At 45.3% G+C, this 14557-nt stretch carries 17 protein-coding genes; 4 read left to right on the forward strand and 13 right to left on the reverse strand.

Features of this window, described 5'->3' with window-relative positions; all coding sequences use genetic code 11:
* Positions 1 to 127: 127 nt before the first annotated feature.
* Genes eat through NL644_RS07385 form a run of 3 tightly spaced genes read right to left on the reverse strand, consistent with a single transcriptional unit; the run spans position 128 to position 3832 of the window.
* Positions 128 to 1531 carry an ethanolamine permease gene (gene eat / locus NL644_RS07375; RefSeq protein WP_005398344.1) on the reverse strand — a complete coding sequence of 468 codons (1404 nt, stop codon included), beginning with the start codon at positions 1529 to 1531 and terminating at the stop codon, positions 128 to 130.
* Between the two features lie 11 nt (positions 1532 to 1542).
* Entirely contained in the window at positions 1543 to 2427 is an 885-nt protein-coding gene (gene eutC / locus NL644_RS07380) for an ethanolamine ammonia-lyase subunit EutC (RefSeq protein ID WP_114323453.1), read from the reverse strand.
* Positions 2420 to 3832, reverse strand: coding sequence for an ethanolamine ammonia-lyase subunit EutB (locus NL644_RS07385; RefSeq protein WP_005388715.1), 1413 nt, complete (start codon positions 3830 to 3832; stop codon positions 2420 to 2422). The genes eutC and NL644_RS07385 overlap by 8 nt, the downstream gene beginning before the upstream one ends.
* 184 nt (positions 3833 to 4016) lie before the next feature.
* Between NL644_RS07385 and NL644_RS07390 the strand changes: the two genes are divergently transcribed.
* Positions 4017 to 4967, forward strand: a complete 951-nt coding sequence (locus NL644_RS07390; RefSeq protein WP_253658231.1) for a helix-turn-helix domain-containing protein — start codon at positions 4017 to 4019, stop codon at positions 4965 to 4967.
* A 44-nt stretch (positions 4968 to 5011) separates the two neighbouring features.
* Here the strand turns inward: NL644_RS07390 and NL644_RS07395 are convergent, their stop codons facing one another.
* Positions 5012 to 5539: a TetR/AcrR family transcriptional regulator gene (locus NL644_RS07395; RefSeq protein WP_047008018.1), complete on the reverse strand. Its 528-nt coding sequence runs from the start codon at positions 5537 to 5539 to the stop codon at positions 5012 to 5014.
* Between the two features lie 124 nt (positions 5540 to 5663).
* Here NL644_RS07395 and NL644_RS07400 point away from each other — a divergent pair, with 124 nt between their 5' ends.
* The gene (locus NL644_RS07400) at positions 5664 to 5885 is read left to right on the forward strand and encodes a hypothetical protein (protein ID WP_047008017.1); all 222 of its coding nucleotides are present in this window, start codon (positions 5664 to 5666) and stop codon (positions 5883 to 5885) included.
* Between the two features lie 100 nt (positions 5886 to 5985).
* On the opposite strand, the gene NL644_RS07405 is transcribed toward NL644_RS07400, so the two are convergent.
* Both NL644_RS07405 and NL644_RS07410 read right to left on the reverse strand, forming a co-directional pair.
* Complete coding sequence (locus NL644_RS07405; RefSeq protein WP_005395273.1) at positions 5986 to 6357, reverse strand: VOC family protein; 372 nt, start codon at positions 6355 to 6357, stop codon at positions 5986 to 5988.
* Positions 6358 to 6416: 59 nt separating this feature from the next.
* On the reverse strand, positions 6417 to 7307 hold the full coding sequence (locus NL644_RS07410) for a LysR family transcriptional regulator (RefSeq protein ID WP_114323455.1): 891 nt from the start codon (positions 7305 to 7307) through the stop codon (positions 6417 to 6419).
* 109 nt (positions 7308 to 7416) lie between these two features.
* On the opposite strand from NL644_RS07410, the gene NL644_RS07415 reads away from it, so the two are divergent.
* Complete coding sequence (locus tag NL644_RS07415; protein ID WP_025516807.1) at positions 7417 to 8028, forward strand: LysE family translocator; 612 nt, start codon at positions 7417 to 7419, stop codon at positions 8026 to 8028.
* An 89-nt stretch (positions 8029 to 8117) separates the two neighbouring features.
* On the opposite strand, the gene NL644_RS07420 is transcribed toward NL644_RS07415, so the two are convergent.
* From NL644_RS07420 to NL644_RS07435, 4 genes are all read right to left on the reverse strand, one after another.
* A complete protein-coding gene (locus tag NL644_RS07420) occupies positions 8118 to 9089 on the reverse strand; it encodes a leukocidin family pore-forming toxin (protein WP_104970249.1) in 972 nt (323 codons plus the stop codon).
* 154 nt (positions 9090 to 9243) lie between these two features.
* The gene (locus NL644_RS07425) at positions 9244 to 9453 is read right to left on the reverse strand and encodes a hypothetical protein (RefSeq protein ID WP_005395278.1); all 210 of its coding nucleotides are present in this window, start codon (positions 9451 to 9453) and stop codon (positions 9244 to 9246) included.
* A 105-nt stretch (positions 9454 to 9558) separates the two neighbouring features.
* The gene (gene groL, locus NL644_RS07430) at positions 9559 to 11157 is read right to left on the reverse strand and encodes a chaperonin GroEL (RefSeq protein WP_152813439.1); all 1599 of its coding nucleotides are present in this window, start codon (positions 11155 to 11157) and stop codon (positions 9559 to 9561) included.
* A gap of 32 nt (positions 11158 to 11189) precedes the next feature.
* The gene (locus tag NL644_RS07435) at positions 11190 to 11480 is read right to left on the reverse strand and encodes a co-chaperone GroES (protein ID WP_005373989.1); all 291 of its coding nucleotides are present in this window, start codon (positions 11478 to 11480) and stop codon (positions 11190 to 11192) included.
* A gap of 269 nt (positions 11481 to 11749) precedes the next feature.
* Here NL644_RS07435 and NL644_RS07440 point away from each other — a divergent pair, with 269 nt between their 5' ends.
* Complete coding sequence (locus NL644_RS07440) at positions 11750 to 12100, forward strand: rhodanese-like domain-containing protein (RefSeq protein ID WP_048624720.1); 351 nt, start codon at positions 11750 to 11752, stop codon at positions 12098 to 12100.
* Positions 12101 to 12196: 96 nt separating this feature from the next.
* Here the strand turns inward: NL644_RS07440 and NL644_RS07445 are convergent, their stop codons facing one another.
* The 3 genes from NL644_RS07445 to fni all read right to left on the reverse strand — a co-directional run bounded on the left by NL644_RS07445 (position 12197) and on the right by fni (position 14350).
* Positions 12197 to 12595, reverse strand: a complete 399-nt coding sequence (locus NL644_RS07445) for a GFA family protein (protein ID WP_104973401.1) — start codon at positions 12593 to 12595, stop codon at positions 12197 to 12199.
* A 280-nt stretch (positions 12596 to 12875) separates the two neighbouring features.
* Positions 12876 to 13139: a DUF3012 domain-containing protein gene (locus NL644_RS07450; RefSeq protein WP_104973400.1), complete on the reverse strand. Its 264-nt coding sequence runs from the start codon at positions 13137 to 13139 to the stop codon at positions 12876 to 12878.
* Between the two features lie 191 nt (positions 13140 to 13330).
* Positions 13331 to 14350: a type 2 isopentenyl-diphosphate Delta-isomerase gene (fni, locus tag NL644_RS07455; protein ID WP_199804208.1), complete on the reverse strand. Its 1020-nt coding sequence runs from the start codon at positions 14348 to 14350 to the stop codon at positions 13331 to 13333.
* Positions 14351 to 14557: the final 207 nt, after the last annotated feature.

Consider the following 14557-nt stretch of genomic DNA (forward strand, 5'->3'; position numbering starts at 1 on the left):
TAGACTTTCACATGATTAACCACTTATAAAGTTAAAGTGATGCATTTGTGCGCTATGCACTTTTGATAGAAATGACAAAGGGAGCCTATGGCTCCCTTGATGTAGTGGCGAACAAGAATTGAAATAGCTATCGTGCTACATCTGATTCAAGCTCTAATTCTGCAACAGAAAGCATGGCAAACTCTTCTTCGGCGGTTGCTGCCACCAATTTGTTGCGGCTGTACAACCCATAATAAACACCACCGATAAGAAACAACCCCATTGTCATGAAAAAGGCTGAGGGATCAAAAGCATAAACACCTGTCATTGCAATCAAAGAAAGCACCAGAGAAATACTCGAAGTAATTATCCCGCCAGGCGTTTTATATGGGCGAGCTAACTCCGGCTGTTTAATTCGCAATAAAATATGGCTCAAGGACATTAATGCGTACGATACCGTCGCACCGACAACAGCCATCGCCAAGATTAAGTCCCCCTCCCCCGTAAGAGAAACCAAGAACCCAAAAACGCCCGGAACCAAAAGCGCACGAGAAGGCACTTTTTTGTCACTGGTTAATGACAAAGTTTGCGGCAAATAACCCGCGCGGGAAAGCGCAAACACCAAGCGACTGTAACCATAAATGATAGAGAAGAAAGACGCGATAAGACCTGCCAACCCAAGTAAGTTCACGGCCATTGCTATCGTTGAATTGCCTGTAAGCTTCAGCGCGTCAACTAATGGCACCGCGCTATCGCCTATGACCTTTGAACCAACCGCACCAGCCAAAAGAACGACTACTAGAGTTGCGGTTAGTAATAAAAACAACATCGCACCAATGATGCCTTTTGGAACATCTTTTGCCGGATTTTTTGCTTCCTCTGCCGCTAAAGGTACACCTTCAACCGCAAGAAACAACCACATTGCAAATGGCAACGCCGCCCATACGCCATACCACCCAAACGGCAAGATTTCTGTTGCCTGAGCCGTCGCCGGAGCAATATCGAATAAGTTATTAACATCAAAGTGACCAATAAGCACAGCAGCAGTGATTAGAATAGCTAGCACAGCCAAACCGCTGATGACCATCATTACTTTGAGAGCTTCGCCAACACCTGCCATGTGAATAGCGATAAAGACGGCGTAGAAAAGTGCGTAAACAACAGGGCCATCGATACCAACCAATTCATTCACTGCTGAGCCAATAAAAATTACTATCGCAGCAGGCGCGAGCGCATATTCAATCAAAACTGATAAGCCAGTGAAAAAGCCACCTGTCGGCCCCATCGCCTGCCTTGCGAAGCTGTAACCACCACCCGCAGCAGGAATAGCCGCAGACATTTCAGCTAAAGACAATACTAGCGTGAAATACATTACTGCCATCGCGATAGCAGCAATAAGAAAGCCTCCCCATCCTGCTTGAGCGATGCCAAAGTTCCAACCGGCGAAGTCACCAGATATAACATACGAGACACCTAAGCCAGCAAGTAAAATCCAACCTGCGGTGCCTCTTTTTAGCTGCCTTTTGGCCAAGTACTCCTGATGTTTAGACATAGTAAATCCTTCTACTTTGATGAAATTAAAAAGTTGTCGCTGTGTTTATCTTCAACGCTTGCGCCACTTGGCTCATTGATGTCGGAGCGATCTTTCAGGTTCACTCCTGACAGTTGTAATTTTCGAGCCTCCTTGAGCAAGTAAAATGCGCGTTCACAGGCATCGTCATAATTGAGCCCCTGAGGGCGCACATTGGAAATGCAGTTTCTTTGGGAATCTTTAGAGCCTCGTTTAGCCCCCCAAGTGAGATACATACCCATGCTATCCGGAGAAGTTAGACCGGGCCTCTCTCCAATTAAAACCAGCACGGCCTTAGCGTTAAAACATTCACCAACATCATCCCCTACTGCTACTCTTCCTTGCTTTACGATTGTGATAGGTGTGAATTTCCATTGATGTTCATCATCAGCGCTTAAAAGAGAAATCAATCGCGTAACAACAGGCACGGCATGGTTTTGAATTGCGACGGAAGAAAGTCCATCAGCAATAACAATCGCAAGATCAATGTCAGTGTTATGCTCATTTGCTATCGAGTTGAGCGTTTTCCAAGAAGATTCATCGAGCTGCCGTCCTAAATCGGGCCTTTGCAAGTACATAAGCCGATCACTCACTTGGCTGCTCACTACCACTGGAGGCTCTAAGGTATTTTCAAGAATCGAGTAAGAGTCCGACAAACCAGCAACGAGGGACTCAATATTCAAACTGCAATGCACTGCATCCATAGCTTGGGCATGATCCAGCTGAAATGAGAGTAACTCGTTGGTTGGTACACTGTTTCCGCTGCGACCCAGAGCGATCCGAGCAGAGGTGAAGTCGCGTAACTTGCCCCAAGGGTTGTGTGTGACAACTTCAGACTCGTCTTGTGTGGACTGAGAAATGGTGATCACTTTACCCATGAGAATACCCCTTATTCAGTTGGTTAATTGCTCCCGAAAACGAGCGAGAGATTTGCTCACTTAACCGAACGTCTTGCACGCTCTCGAAAATTTGCATCTCCATTAACCATTGTTCAAACTCTGGTGCTGGCTTCAAACCGAGTACTTTTCTTGCATAAAGGGCATCGTGAAATGAGGTAGTTTGGTAGTTGAGCATGATGTCATCAGACCCTGGAATACCCATGATGAACGAGCACTCGGCCACGCCTAACAGTGTCAGCAAATTATCCATGTCATTCTGATCGGCATAGGCATGATTGGTATAACAGATGTCGCAACCCATAGGTAAACCAAGCAGCTTCCCACAGAAATGATCTTCAAGCCCAGCACGAATGATCTGTTTGCCATCAAACAGATACTCAGGGCCAATAAACCCAACAACTGTATTAACCAACAAAGGATCGAACTGTTTCGCGACAGCATAAGCACGAGCTTCGCAAGTCTGTTGATCGACCCCATGAAATGCATTCGCAGACAGCGCGGTACCTTGTCCGGTTTCAAAATACATCACATTGTTTCCTACACTACCTCGATTCAAAGACAACGCGGCTTCATGGGCCTCTTTCAAAATTGATAAGTCGATTCCGAAGGTATCGTTCGTTCCTTGCGTGCCGCCTATCGACTGAAAAACGAGATCGACTGGTGCACCCATTTCAATGGCTTCGATTGTGTTCGTTACATGAGTTAACACACAAGACTGAGTCGGTATTTGATAGTGTTGAATCACCTCATCCATTAAGTTCATTAACTTAATAGCTTGAGGCACATTATCTGTTGCCGGATTGATACCGATAACCGCATCGCCATTTCCGTACATCAGACCATCAAAAATGGTCGCTGCGATACCGTTGAGAGAATCAGTGGGGTGATTCGGTTGTAAGCGAGTAGACAGGCGACTCGGCAAACCAATCGTATTCCGAAAAGCCGTGACAACTTGGCATTTTTTAGCAACGAGAATCAAATCCTGGTTGCGCATAATCTTACTGACTGCGGCCACCATTTCTGGTGTTAAACCTTGACGAATTTTAGCCAACGTTTCACCATCGGCTTCTTCACTCAGCAGCCAATTTCGAAAATCCCCGACCGTCAAGTGCTCAATCGGTTTAAAGGCTTCAAGGTCATGCGTATCGATAATTAGGCGAGTGATATCGTCGCTTTCGTATGGAATAACCGCCTCGTTAAGAAACGTTTTAAGTGGTAACTCAGACAGCGCCATTTGTGCGACTACGCGTTCTGCCGCTGACTGAGCACAAACCCCGGCTAACGCATCGCCTGAGCGCTCCGGTGTCGCTTTCGCCATCAAGTCAGCCAATGACTTAAAGGTATAGACTTTACTGCCTTGTTGCCGACGATAAGTTGCCGTCATTGCTCTTCCTCTTCACTATTTGGTTCGCTTTTTGCTGAACTATCAATAAGCTTTAAGAAAGTATTGCCAAATGTGTTCCGTAGCGTTATCAAAAACTGGCAACATTTATAAAACAATAATAAACAATGAGTTACATAAAAACTGCTCCAACATGACTCACAAAAAAGGAATGAGCATCACAAGGATGAGTGACCCAACACCCCAAACCGCACCAATGCTGTGCATCAATCACACAAAGGATGCAAACCAACAAGCTGCAAGCCTAATAAACTGGCAACAGGAATACGATCAACTCAGCGATGGCCGATTTTTAGGTCAAATTCGAGAACGACGATTTCCCAATTTCCATGTATTTCGAGAAGACAGTAACCGCTCACTAAGACAGCAATGCAGGGTTGAAGAAGGGGGAATTTGGTTGGGTTTGAGTGCGGAAAATAAGCCGCTACACCTAAATCACAGTCAGTTTAATGCAAGCCAGCTTTTGCTTAGACAAGGTGGCGCTGATTTTGAGTTAATGACACCGGAGCAGTTTTCTATCTATGGGATAGTGCTCGACAAAAACTTCGCTCACATCATAGAAAATCAACTTGAGCTTGGGAGCATCCAAAACAACACATTACACTTAACGGGTTTGACGGAAAAACACATTCAACAACTTAAATACTACTTAGGCACGTTACTTGGTTCCGCCGAGCCAAGATGGTCTGAAGCCACACATCAAGCAATCTTAAAAGATATTGTACTGGAGTTGTTCTCACTCAGTTCACTGCACACGAGCCATCCGATATCAATCTCTCATCGTCAACACGTGATGCACCGTATAAAACAACAGCTACAGGATCTAGACTACCGTACACCGATAACCGTCAGTGAACTGTGTGACGCAGTACACGTCAGTCGCCGAACACTGCAGTACACCTTTGAACATTGCTGTAATACTTCGCCAAAGCAGTTCATACATCGAATGCGGCTGAATCAAGTACGTAGAGTGCTACAAAGCCCTGAAGATAATCGAACAATTGCAGAAATCGCTTTTGACTTTGGTTTTTTTCATCTCGGGCAGTTCAGTCAAAGCTACAAGCGGCTATTTGGTGAGACGCCAACTGAAACGAGAAAATGGGAGTCCAGCAAATAAAATGACAGGCAGTATATTCTTTCAAATTCTGCGTTGGGGCCATGTTATGTAGTCGCAATGATTTGCTGAAACTTAGCATGAAGATCTGTAAGCGCGGCTTCAACATCTGGTTCTGCTCGGCTTAAATGTGCGATTAGCGTCATGAAGTAGCAGTCAAAAATCAACGGCATTTTGTCTTCAAGAACAGAACTTACGCTCGCAGATTGAAACAAAGCTTGGTTAAACGACTGGTAATAATCCAAATCCCAAATCACCTCTTTCAACAAGGCTCGGCTCAACTCGACGTTCGCAAAATAGTAGCGATAGTATTTCTCCGTCAGCGCCAAACCAATGTCGATAGCTGTCTTACCTTCCACACTGACTAGCGTCTCTTGGCTGATCTGTTGCAGTTGCGTCAGCATCCCTTCGCGCAAAATCGACAGTTTGGTCGGGAAGTGGCTAAATACCGTACCATCGGCGACTCCTGCTTCTCTCGCAATCTGCCTTGTGGTCGTCATGTCATAGCCATTCTGAGCAAAAGATGCCCACGCGGCTTTTAGGATTTTGTCTCTGGTTTGTTGTCGCTTCGTCATTGATGTATCTACTTAATGAGCCTGAAAGGATCATACCTTGAGCGGCTGACATTGACAAATTGAGCGCGCTCAATTATAAAAATGAGCACGCTCAATTTTTATATAAAAACAAAAGGAATCGCTCATGTACGTATTAAACAAACTAGGCCAAGGATTGATTTTCTTGCCGACCATATTCTGCTTTTCTTATATTTTAAGACCAATATTGATGGTGATTCTCATACCAGGTGGACTCGCACTTTTGGCGTTAATCGGTGGGGCAGAAGTCAGAGCAGAACTCAAAGCCATGCTGCTTGAGGAGCTTTTGGGGGTCAGTCCATCACACACCACCTCGAAAAAGGCGTGAGTGCGCGAGAAACGTTGGCAAGGTTAAGCAAAAACAAAACGCGCAGGTATCGAGATCTCAATACCTGCGCGATATAGATGTGGTGAAAAGAGGACTGGCGTTAATCAGTATTCATGTTCTGACCGATTCGCCATAAAACGCCACTAGGGTCAAACAAACAACATTCGCGCATACCCCAAGGTTGCTCGACCAGCTCAGTTAAACGCGAACCAAATTCCTCATGGCCTACTTTGGATAAGTGCTGATGCCAGCTTTCTGCGTCTTCTACGAGCAAATGCATCATGAAGTTGTTGCCGTGTTCTGGCTCATAAAAATTCTGTAAAAGAAACGCGCAACTGCCTTGAGAGAAGTACGCCACATCACCGAAGTCTGACGCCATATCAAAGCCTATCGCCTCATAAAAACGTTTTGAGAGCGCGTAATCTTTCGCTGGAACAAATGATTTGATTTCAACAATATTGAGGTTTTCCATTTCCAATTTCCTAAGCCCTTTTCCATCAAACTGACTGACGTAATCACGCTCTACGCCTTCTATTCGCCTTGCGTATTTTTTTGCGATGGTAGTGGTACACACTCTACCATTTGCGTTTGTAACCACGTGATGAATTTATGTTCGAGTTCTGTACGCTTTTTATCTTGGCTCAATAAAACATAATTGCAACCTGATAGCACAAAACCAAATGGCGCGACCAAATTACCGCGCTTAATATCGTCCATAACAAAAGGATACGATCCCATCGCCGCGCCTAAGCCATCCACCGCGGCTTGTATGCAAAAATAAAAATGCGCAAATGATTGCTGAGTGTTGCCGTTGAAGGTTTCACAACGTGTTGATTGCTGCCAATCCACCCAAGCATGCGGTCTAGTTTGGCTATTCAACAATCGAACTGCATCCAAATCGTCTTGAATGGATTGCCAATATTCAGGAGAAAATACTGGCCCCACCCACTCTTCCACAAGAATGGTTTTGTTGTAATCGTGCTGCTGAGCAAAATCGTCTCGACGAATCGCCATCGAAAGCCCTGTTGACCCTAATGTTACCGGGCCTCCCGCCGTCGACAAACGAACATCAGCACGGTGTTCATCATTAAACGCAGCAAGCCTTGGCATCAACCAACGCATGGTTAATGTCGGTTCACAAGACACTTCAAGATGCTGATGCTTTTCTTGAATGAGTGTATTCACGCCTGTTTCTAGCGTTTGGAATGCCGTTTTTGTGTATGTCTTGAGTAATTCACCTTCTGCCGTCAACACGGCTTTCCTGCCCTCTTTCAAAAACAAAGGTTGCGACAGATATTGCTCAAGTTGCTTGATCTGCTTACTCACGGCTCCGTGGGTGATGTTCAGTTTGTCAGCCGCTTCAGTGTAGCTTGAAGAGCTCGCCGCAACGTGGAAGACATAGAAAGATTTTAGGTGACGCATCTGTGAGTTTTTCTCACCAATATGGGAATATTTTTCGATTATAGTCAGTAACAAAGACGCCTACAATTCCGCTACATCACAGACTTCATCATTCAAACAGGAAACCGATATGGAATTTGTAACTCTTGCGCTATTGGGGGTGCTTATTGTTATTAGCCCTGGCGCAGACTTTGTTTTGGTATTAAGAAACAGCTTAAATCAAGGACGAGAAGCTGGCGTGTACAGTGCGATTGGTATCAGCATGGCGATAAGCATCCACATCGCTTACTCCATGCTGGGGATCAGTTACTTAATTTCACAAAATGAATGGTTGTTTAATCTCGTGCGCTATCTTGGGGCTGCTTATCTTATCTACCTTGGGATTAAAGGAATATTCTCCTCGCAGCCTGCGCCAAACTCAGAAACCATTCAACAGAGCGAGTATTCAATGTGGCGATTTTTCATGCAGGGATTTCTGTGTAATTTACTCAACCCTAAGACGATGCTGTTTTTTCTGAGTATTTTTAGCCAAGTGATTTCTCCCGATTCTAGTCAGCAACATATCGCCTTGTTTTACGGGATTTATATGATTGCGCTGCACGGCATTTGGTTTTCTATCGTTGCAGTTTTACTCACGTCCCCCCAATTACAAGCCTTCTTGTTGAAGATTAAGCATCGACTCAATCAAGCATGTGGGGCGGGTTTGGTCATTTTCGGCGCGATGCTGGGCTTAAAGGCTTAATACGTTTGCGGTCAGAGTTTGAACACAAAAAATGCGGCTACTGGAGCCGCATTACAATCCACAAACCTTAGGTCTGATAAGTGAAACGTTTATTGAGTGATAACGGTGAGCTTATCCCAATCAATCGTGAAGCGAATTTGCGCCTCAGTGTAGTGGCTCGTTGTACCTTGATCGTACCAGTTGCACGCATTGCGAGAGAAACCTTCTTCAACTTCTTTCATGCCAGCTCGTGCGATCATCTCCGTTTTTGGCTCTTCTCCGCGCTCAAATTCTGGTGTGAACACGTACTGGAATTTCGGTTTGAAACCGTAGATCAAACGCGGCAAGTTCTCTTCTGGTAATAGGTTCTCGTTTGAACAACCTGTGTAGTGGTAAACGCCCGCCCATTTACCGTAGTACTGGTAGTCGTTGGTGTAAATTTGGCTAAGAGAGGTGGTCCACTTAACGCCCATACCGCGTTCCATGGAAGCCTTTGGTTTGGCTGCGGTGACGTAATCCTTACTTGAGTAGCGAGACGTATAAGCCACACCGAGATCGGTCGTCAACGAGCCAGAAAAACTTGGTGCCGAGCCCGGTGTTGCAGTCGCGGTTAAGCCGATAGACGGAGCAACCGTGGTTGTCGATACGGAAACATCATTGGCTTCGTTTTGCGGTGAGTAATCCTCACTAAATACCGGCGTGCCACCAGCTTGATAGATACTGTAGTCGAACGCGACTGGATAGTTTTGAGTAAAACGGTCCACAATCGCAGCATCGTAAGTGTGTTTTACACCCGGATTACCTGGTACATAACCATTCCCTAGAGTGATCACGCGAGCCGCTTTTTTGTCGTTCTTTGAATTATGGAATAACTCAACCAGTAACTTCATTTGCACACGGCTACCACGAAACGCGTACGGGAAAAGCTCAGGCTCGCTTTGCATCACGACCTCATAGCTTTTCTTCACGTAACCTTCTAGCGCGATGTCATCAATCAAGACACTTTCTACAACCTTGTTATCAGAAGCAGCGGCAGTAGCGGAAATCCCTAACATTAAGGGAAGCAGTATTTTCTTATTCATTATTTTATTACCTTACTTGGGAACAGTCCCAATTTAAGCTAACACATTGAACAAGTAGCGACAATCAAACGAAAACGATTCACATTATCAATAATTTGACCTACACCCAGAAATGAAAAAAAACAGCCAACTTACGCTGGCTGTTTCGATGCAGTTAATGAATGACCCGTGCGTCCCCTTTAAATAACTGAGACAAATCGATAGTGAATATTGTCACTGTCGGACGTTTAGGCAGAGCATTTTCGATCGAAAACTCTGGCCCAGCTGGAACGAGGGGGAAGTGAATAGCCGTCGGCCACGTTGACGAAGCTTCATTACCGCTCGGCTCAGATATTGAGAAAGAAAACGCAGGTAAACGGGTCATAACACTTACCTCAAATGACTGATTCGCGGGCTCAAGCGAGCCCGCTTAGGTTTTGCAATGTTATTGTTGTTTTAACGCTTACTTAATCACTAACGATTGGTAACGTTAGATATCAAGTTCTTTGTCTTCAACGTGGTTGGTGATCATCGCTTCAGTGGTGATCATCAAGCCAGCAACAGACGCTGCGAATTGAAGCGCTGAGCGTGTTACTTTCGCAGGGTCCAAGATACCCATTTCGATCATGCTGCCGTATTCACCTGATGCAGCGTTATAACCGTAATCGGCATCACCCGCTTTGACAGCATTCGCTACGACTGAAGCTTCGTCACCTGCGTTGGTTGCGATTTGACGAAGAGGCTCTTCCATCGCACGTAGCGCAACTCGGATACCCACGTTTTGGTCATCGTTGTCACCTTTTAGATCAGCCAATTCTTTCGCGATCTTAGTTAAGGCAACACCACCACCAGCGACAATACCTTCTTCAACCGCTGCGCGAGTAGCATGTAGCGCATCGTCCACTCGGTCTTTCTTCTCTTTCATCTCAACTTCGGTTGCAGCGCCGATCTTGATCACCGCTACTCCGCCAGAAAGCTTCGCAACACGTTGTTGAAGCTTGTCTTTGTCGTATTGAGAAGTGGTTGTTTCGATTTGTTTTTCAATCGAAGCCACACGATCAGCAATCGCGCTTGCTTCTGCTGCACCACCCACGATGGTTGTTGTGTCTTTGGTGATGGTCACTTTCTTCGCGCTACCTAGTTGCTCTAGCGTTGCTTTTTCAAGCTCTAGGCCGATTTCTTCAGAGATGACCGTACCTGCGGTTAGTACCGCAATGTCTTCCATCATCGCTTTACGATTGTCACCAAAACCAGGTGCTTTCACCGCAGTCGCACGCACGATGCCACGCATGTTGTTCACAACCAATGTCGCTAGCGCTTCACCTTCGATGTCTTCAGCAATGATCAATAGCGAGCGAGAAGATTTCGCCACTTCTTCTAGCACTGGCAATAGCTCGCGGATGCTGCTGACTTTTTTGTCCACCAATAGGATGTAAGGGTTGTCTAGCTCTACGCTGCCATTTTCTTGGTTAGTGATGAAGTATGGCGACAAGTAACCGCGGTCGAATTGCATACCTTCAACCACAGACAATTCGTTGTCTAGACCTTGGCCTTCTTCCACCGTAATCACGCCATTGCGACCCACTTTTTCCATCGCTTCTGCAATGATTTCACCGATCGCGCGATCGCTGTTTGCAGAAATGCTACCCACTTGGGTAATGGATTCTTTGTCGCTACATGGCTTAGACATTTCACGTAGTTTCTCAACCGCCGCTTCAGTGGCTTTGTCGATACCACGTTTTAGGTCCATTGGGTTCATGCCAGAAGCTACCGCTTTAAGACCTTCGTTGATGAAAGATTGCGCCAGTACAGTAGCCGTCGTTGTACCGTCACCCGCTTCATCATTCGCTTTGGACGCCACTTGTTTCACCATTTGTGCGCCCATGTTTTCGAACTTGTCTTTCAGTTCGATTTCTTTCGCTACAGACACACCATCTTTGGTAATGGTTGGCGCGCCGTAAGATTTATCAAGCACAACGTTGCGGCCTTTAGGGCCTAGTGTCACTTTTACTGCATCCGCCAGTAAGTTCACACCTTTCAGCATTTTTTGACGTGCGTCATTAGCAAATAATACGTCTTTTGCAGCCATAATTATCTCCTCAAAAACTACTACAAAAATAATTACTCAACGATTGCTAACACATCAGATTCGGACAGAATCAAGTATTCTGCGCCGTCAATTTTCTCGGTTTTCACGCCGTAACCGTCATTGAAAATGATTTGGTCGCCCACTTTGACTTCCATCGCAGCGCGTTCGCCATTTTCGAGGCGTTTACCTAAACCAACAGCAATGACTTTCCCGCGGTTTGATTTTTTCACCGACTGAGAAGTTAAAACGATTCCCCCTTCAGATTTATTTTCCACCTCTTGTCTTTCAACAATTAGCTTGTCATTTAAAGGACGAATTTTCATTTTTAAGTGCCTCCTACTTGGAACCAAAAATAAAAGACAGAATAAACATCAAGATGGATTTGCGAGTCGACCGCTCGCTTTCGATGAGAATAATAAGGTCGAAAAATTGGAGTTCAAGAGGTGGATTTCATAAAAATTTTTTATTGAATTGAATAAAATCTTCTATCGAAACTTTTGACATTCACGACCACTTAAAACCTCTTTATGATGGAAAATGTGTTCAATCAAATCTAGAGTGGTTACATACTCTTAAAAAGGATAATCAAACAATGAAAAAGGTCGTATCTCTGTTTCTTGCAACATTGTGCGTTGGCTTGCTTTCTCCCAACGTGGCGGCTTCTGAGCGTGCTGAGCAAGGGTGGCAACTGATTGAGAAAGGCGCAATGATTGTCGATGTACGCACGCCGCAAGAGTTCTCTGAGGGGCATTTAGACAATGCGGTCAATTTCCCTCTATCTGAGCTTGATAAACACTTCCAAGCCGTCGATAAAGATCAAGCGATCGTATTGTACTGCCGCAGTGGTAATCGCTCTGGTAAAGCGTATCAATATTTGCAATCGCAAGGGTTCACGAATCTGCACAATGCAGGTGGCTTAGAAGAACTGCAAGACGCCAAATAATCATCTCTGTTCTAATTTCAAAAATAAAAGTGCAGAGGGCGTTGCAAACTTATTGCAACGCCCTCTGTTACTAAATAAATCTCTTCCGCTACTACTCTATTTGGGCCCGGCCTCAAACTGAGTCAGGTTATCCGATATCTCAAGCCACGGCGCTTTGGACGCGACAAAAATATGGAAATTTGGCTTGTGGGATGGTGCATCATCCAAGACCCCTAGGCGAATATTGACAATCCCATTGTTCTTTTTCGAATACAGGCTCGACCCGCAATGGCGACAAAAACATAACATGGTATTTTCGCTTTTCTGATAAGTCTGAATATCCTCTTTTCCTTGAACAATTAGCAACTTATCCAAAGCGACACCACCTGCAGACGAGTAGTCGGAGCCTGTGAACTTGCGACATTCCGAGCAATGGCAATTTCCCATGTACTTGAATTCATCTGCCACTTCCAATTTCACCTTACCACACAGACATGAGCCTTTGAGTACTTCCATTTGAGTCCCTTTTTGTTATGAATCTAATTGAATTAGACGAATACACCGACACCTTGCCACTGCAATGCGAAAAATTAAAGGCAGGTAATACAGGTTTTCAAAAATGAAACGAAAATGTAAAACACTCTACTCAGAGGAAAGATAGGTGTGTTCAGCACGTGAGAGCCCAAGCTATTGTCGATACAAAAACACCAAGCAAGACGCTTGGTGTTTTCTTAATATTTTGTCTAACACAGTCATCGCTCTTAATGAGAGACGCCTTGTTGAGAAAGTGTAGTGCTTAGAAAATGCAGTGCTTAGTGAAGCTGGTGGCTTCGTTTGCACTCCAGTCACCTTTTGGCTTATCTTTCAGGTTCTCACACCATTGCTCGCTGCCCACACCATCTTGAAGAACACAGTGCTTCGCAAAGTCTACTGCGTTGTCTGCTGTCCATTCTGTTTTTGGCTTATCGCGCATGTCGTTACACCAGCCTTCAGTGCCCACTTCATCACTACAAGCGGTTAAAGCATAAGCCGCCAACATCAGCATGACTAGTTTTTTCATAAATTTAAGGTTCCAGTTGCAAACAATATTAAAATAAAACTCAATCGCTTCAACAAATGCCCATTCAACTGTTGAACTAAGCAGTCACTTGTTGAAGTGACTTTTGTATCAACTATAACGAAATTATCAGTCTACGTGTTAAGACACCGAAAAATTATTGAGCCAAGCTGCGTAAATGACACCATAAACACCTATAAGCAGCGCGCTTGCGTTAATGCATTGATCTTAGAAGAACCCGTGCCAAAACATGCTAAACGTAACTCTAACGCCATTTGCTCAAAGTGCTCGACCACCGCTTGAGTGCTTATGGTAGCCGCTTTCAAGACTGCGCCCGCTTGCCCAACGAGATTGGCGCCCAAATGTATGGCTTTCGCCGCTTCAAGTCCGTTATGCACACCACCTGAGGCGATCAAAGGTAATGTAGGATGCTGTGCTCTTATTTGAGTCAAACATTTTGCCGTTGGGATGCCCCAATCGCGGAAAAGCTCGGCTGCACGCTGCATTTTCGGGTTATCTTGGCAATAGCCTTCAACCGCGCTCCAACTTGTGCCACCCGCGCCCGCTACGTCAATGGCATCCACACCGGCATCAACCAATCGCTGCGCAACGTGACCACTAATACCAAAACCGACTTCTTTGATAATGATCGGAACATTCACGCGAGATTTAAGCTGCTCGATAGCGTGTAAGACCCCAATCCAATTATGGTCGCCATTTTTCTGAAACGCTTCCTGCATTGGGTTTACGTGTACAAACAACGCATCCGCTTGAATGGATTCAACCGCACGCTGCGCATTATCAAGTTTACCTTTGTCGCGCAATTGAGCGGCTCCAAGGTTGGAATAAAGCGGCACATCTTTGGCTAAATCACGAATGGTTTTACCTAGACCTGCGTGTTGGCGCTCTTCTAAGCTAATACGCTGCGACCCCACGCCCATCGCAATGCCTAATTCACTGGCGGCTTCAGCCAAACGACAATTGATCACTTCAGCGTCTTTCGCTCCACCTGTCATCGAGCTAATCAAAAACGGCAGCGCCAATCGGTGGCCAAGAAACTCTGTCGACAGGTCGATCGCCTGAAAGTCACATTCTGGCAGCGCGCAGTGTTCAAACTCGACAGACTCAAAGCCCGCCGTTTTATGCTTCATGCTCATGTCATGATGTAAAACAGCGTCTAGATGTAAATCTTTTCGGTTAGTTTGCGGAGCCATAATGTCACCCTAAAGTAAAACAGTCGCGCAGTATTGCGATCCTTATCAGTAACGTCAATGCGAATTTTCTGAATTCACGAGATTACTTTTCCGAAACCAGTAATGAATCACGACTTACTCTGACATTATAGAAAGAGAAACTCGCCTTCTGTTTTAAACAAGCAGGCGAGTGTTTCTCCAAGTTGAAGTAATCAGCGTGCGAGAAAC

Origin of the sequence: Vibrio sp. Y10_XG_PY6 (assembly GCF_024181795.1) — a bacterium.
GTDB lineage: Bacteria > Pseudomonadota > Gammaproteobacteria > Enterobacterales > Vibrionaceae > Vibrio > Vibrio diabolicus.

What these genes read in the sequence shown, in the direction of transcription:
- NL644_RS07405 (WP_005395273.1), bottom strand. Translation starts at nt 6,357, where the DNA reads ATGGAAAACCTCAATATTGTTGAAATCAAATCATTTGTTCCAGCGAAA.
- NL644_RS07440 (WP_048624720.1), top strand. Translation starts at nt 11,750, where the DNA reads ATGAAAAAGGTCGTATCTCTGTTTCTTGCAACATTGTGCGTTGGCTTG.
- eutC (WP_114323453.1), bottom strand. Translation starts at nt 2,427, where the DNA reads ATGGGTAAAGTGATCACCATTTCTCAGTCCACACAAGACGAGTCTGAA.
- NL644_RS07410 (WP_114323455.1), bottom strand. Translation starts at nt 7,307, where the DNA reads ATGCGTCACCTAAAATCTTTCTATGTCTTCCACGTTGCGGCGAGCTCT.
- NL644_RS07425 (WP_005395278.1), bottom strand. Translation starts at nt 9,453, where the DNA reads ATGACCCGTTTACCTGCGTTTTCTTTCTCAATATCTGAGCCGAGCGGT.
- eat (WP_005398344.1), bottom strand. Translation starts at nt 1,531, where the DNA reads ATGTCTAAACATCAGGAGTACTTGGCCAAAAGGCAGCTAAAAAGAGGC.
- NL644_RS07445 (WP_104973401.1), bottom strand. Translation starts at nt 12,595, where the DNA reads ATGGAAGTACTCAAAGGCTCATGTCTGTGTGGTAAGGTGAAATTGGAA.
- NL644_RS07385 (WP_005388715.1), bottom strand. Translation starts at nt 3,832, where the DNA reads ATGACGGCAACTTATCGTCGGCAACAAGGCAGTAAAGTCTATACCTTT.
- groL (WP_152813439.1), bottom strand. Translation starts at nt 11,157, where the DNA reads ATGGCTGCAAAAGACGTATTATTTGCTAATGACGCACGTCAAAAAATG.
- NL644_RS07450 (WP_104973400.1), bottom strand. Translation starts at nt 13,139, where the DNA reads ATGAAAAAACTAGTCATGCTGATGTTGGCGGCTTATGCTTTAACCGCT.
- fni (WP_199804208.1), bottom strand. Translation starts at nt 14,350, where the DNA reads ATGGCTCCGCAAACTAACCGAAAAGATTTACATCTAGACGCTGTTTTA.
- NL644_RS07390 (WP_253658231.1), top strand. Translation starts at nt 4,017, where the DNA reads ATGAGTGACCCAACACCCCAAACCGCACCAATGCTGTGCATCAATCAC.
- NL644_RS07395 (WP_047008018.1), bottom strand. Translation starts at nt 5,539, where the DNA reads ATGACGAAGCGACAACAAACCAGAGACAAAATCCTAAAAGCCGCGTGG.
- NL644_RS07420 (WP_104970249.1), bottom strand. Translation starts at nt 9,089, where the DNA reads ATGAATAAGAAAATACTGCTTCCCTTAATGTTAGGGATTTCCGCTACT.
- NL644_RS07415 (WP_025516807.1), top strand. Translation starts at nt 7,417, where the DNA reads ATGGAATTTGTAACTCTTGCGCTATTGGGGGTGCTTATTGTTATTAGC.
- NL644_RS07400 (WP_047008017.1), top strand. Translation starts at nt 5,664, where the DNA reads ATGTACGTATTAAACAAACTAGGCCAAGGATTGATTTTCTTGCCGACC.
- NL644_RS07435 (WP_005373989.1), bottom strand. Translation starts at nt 11,480, where the DNA reads ATGAAAATTCGTCCTTTAAATGACAAGCTAATTGTTGAAAGACAAGAG.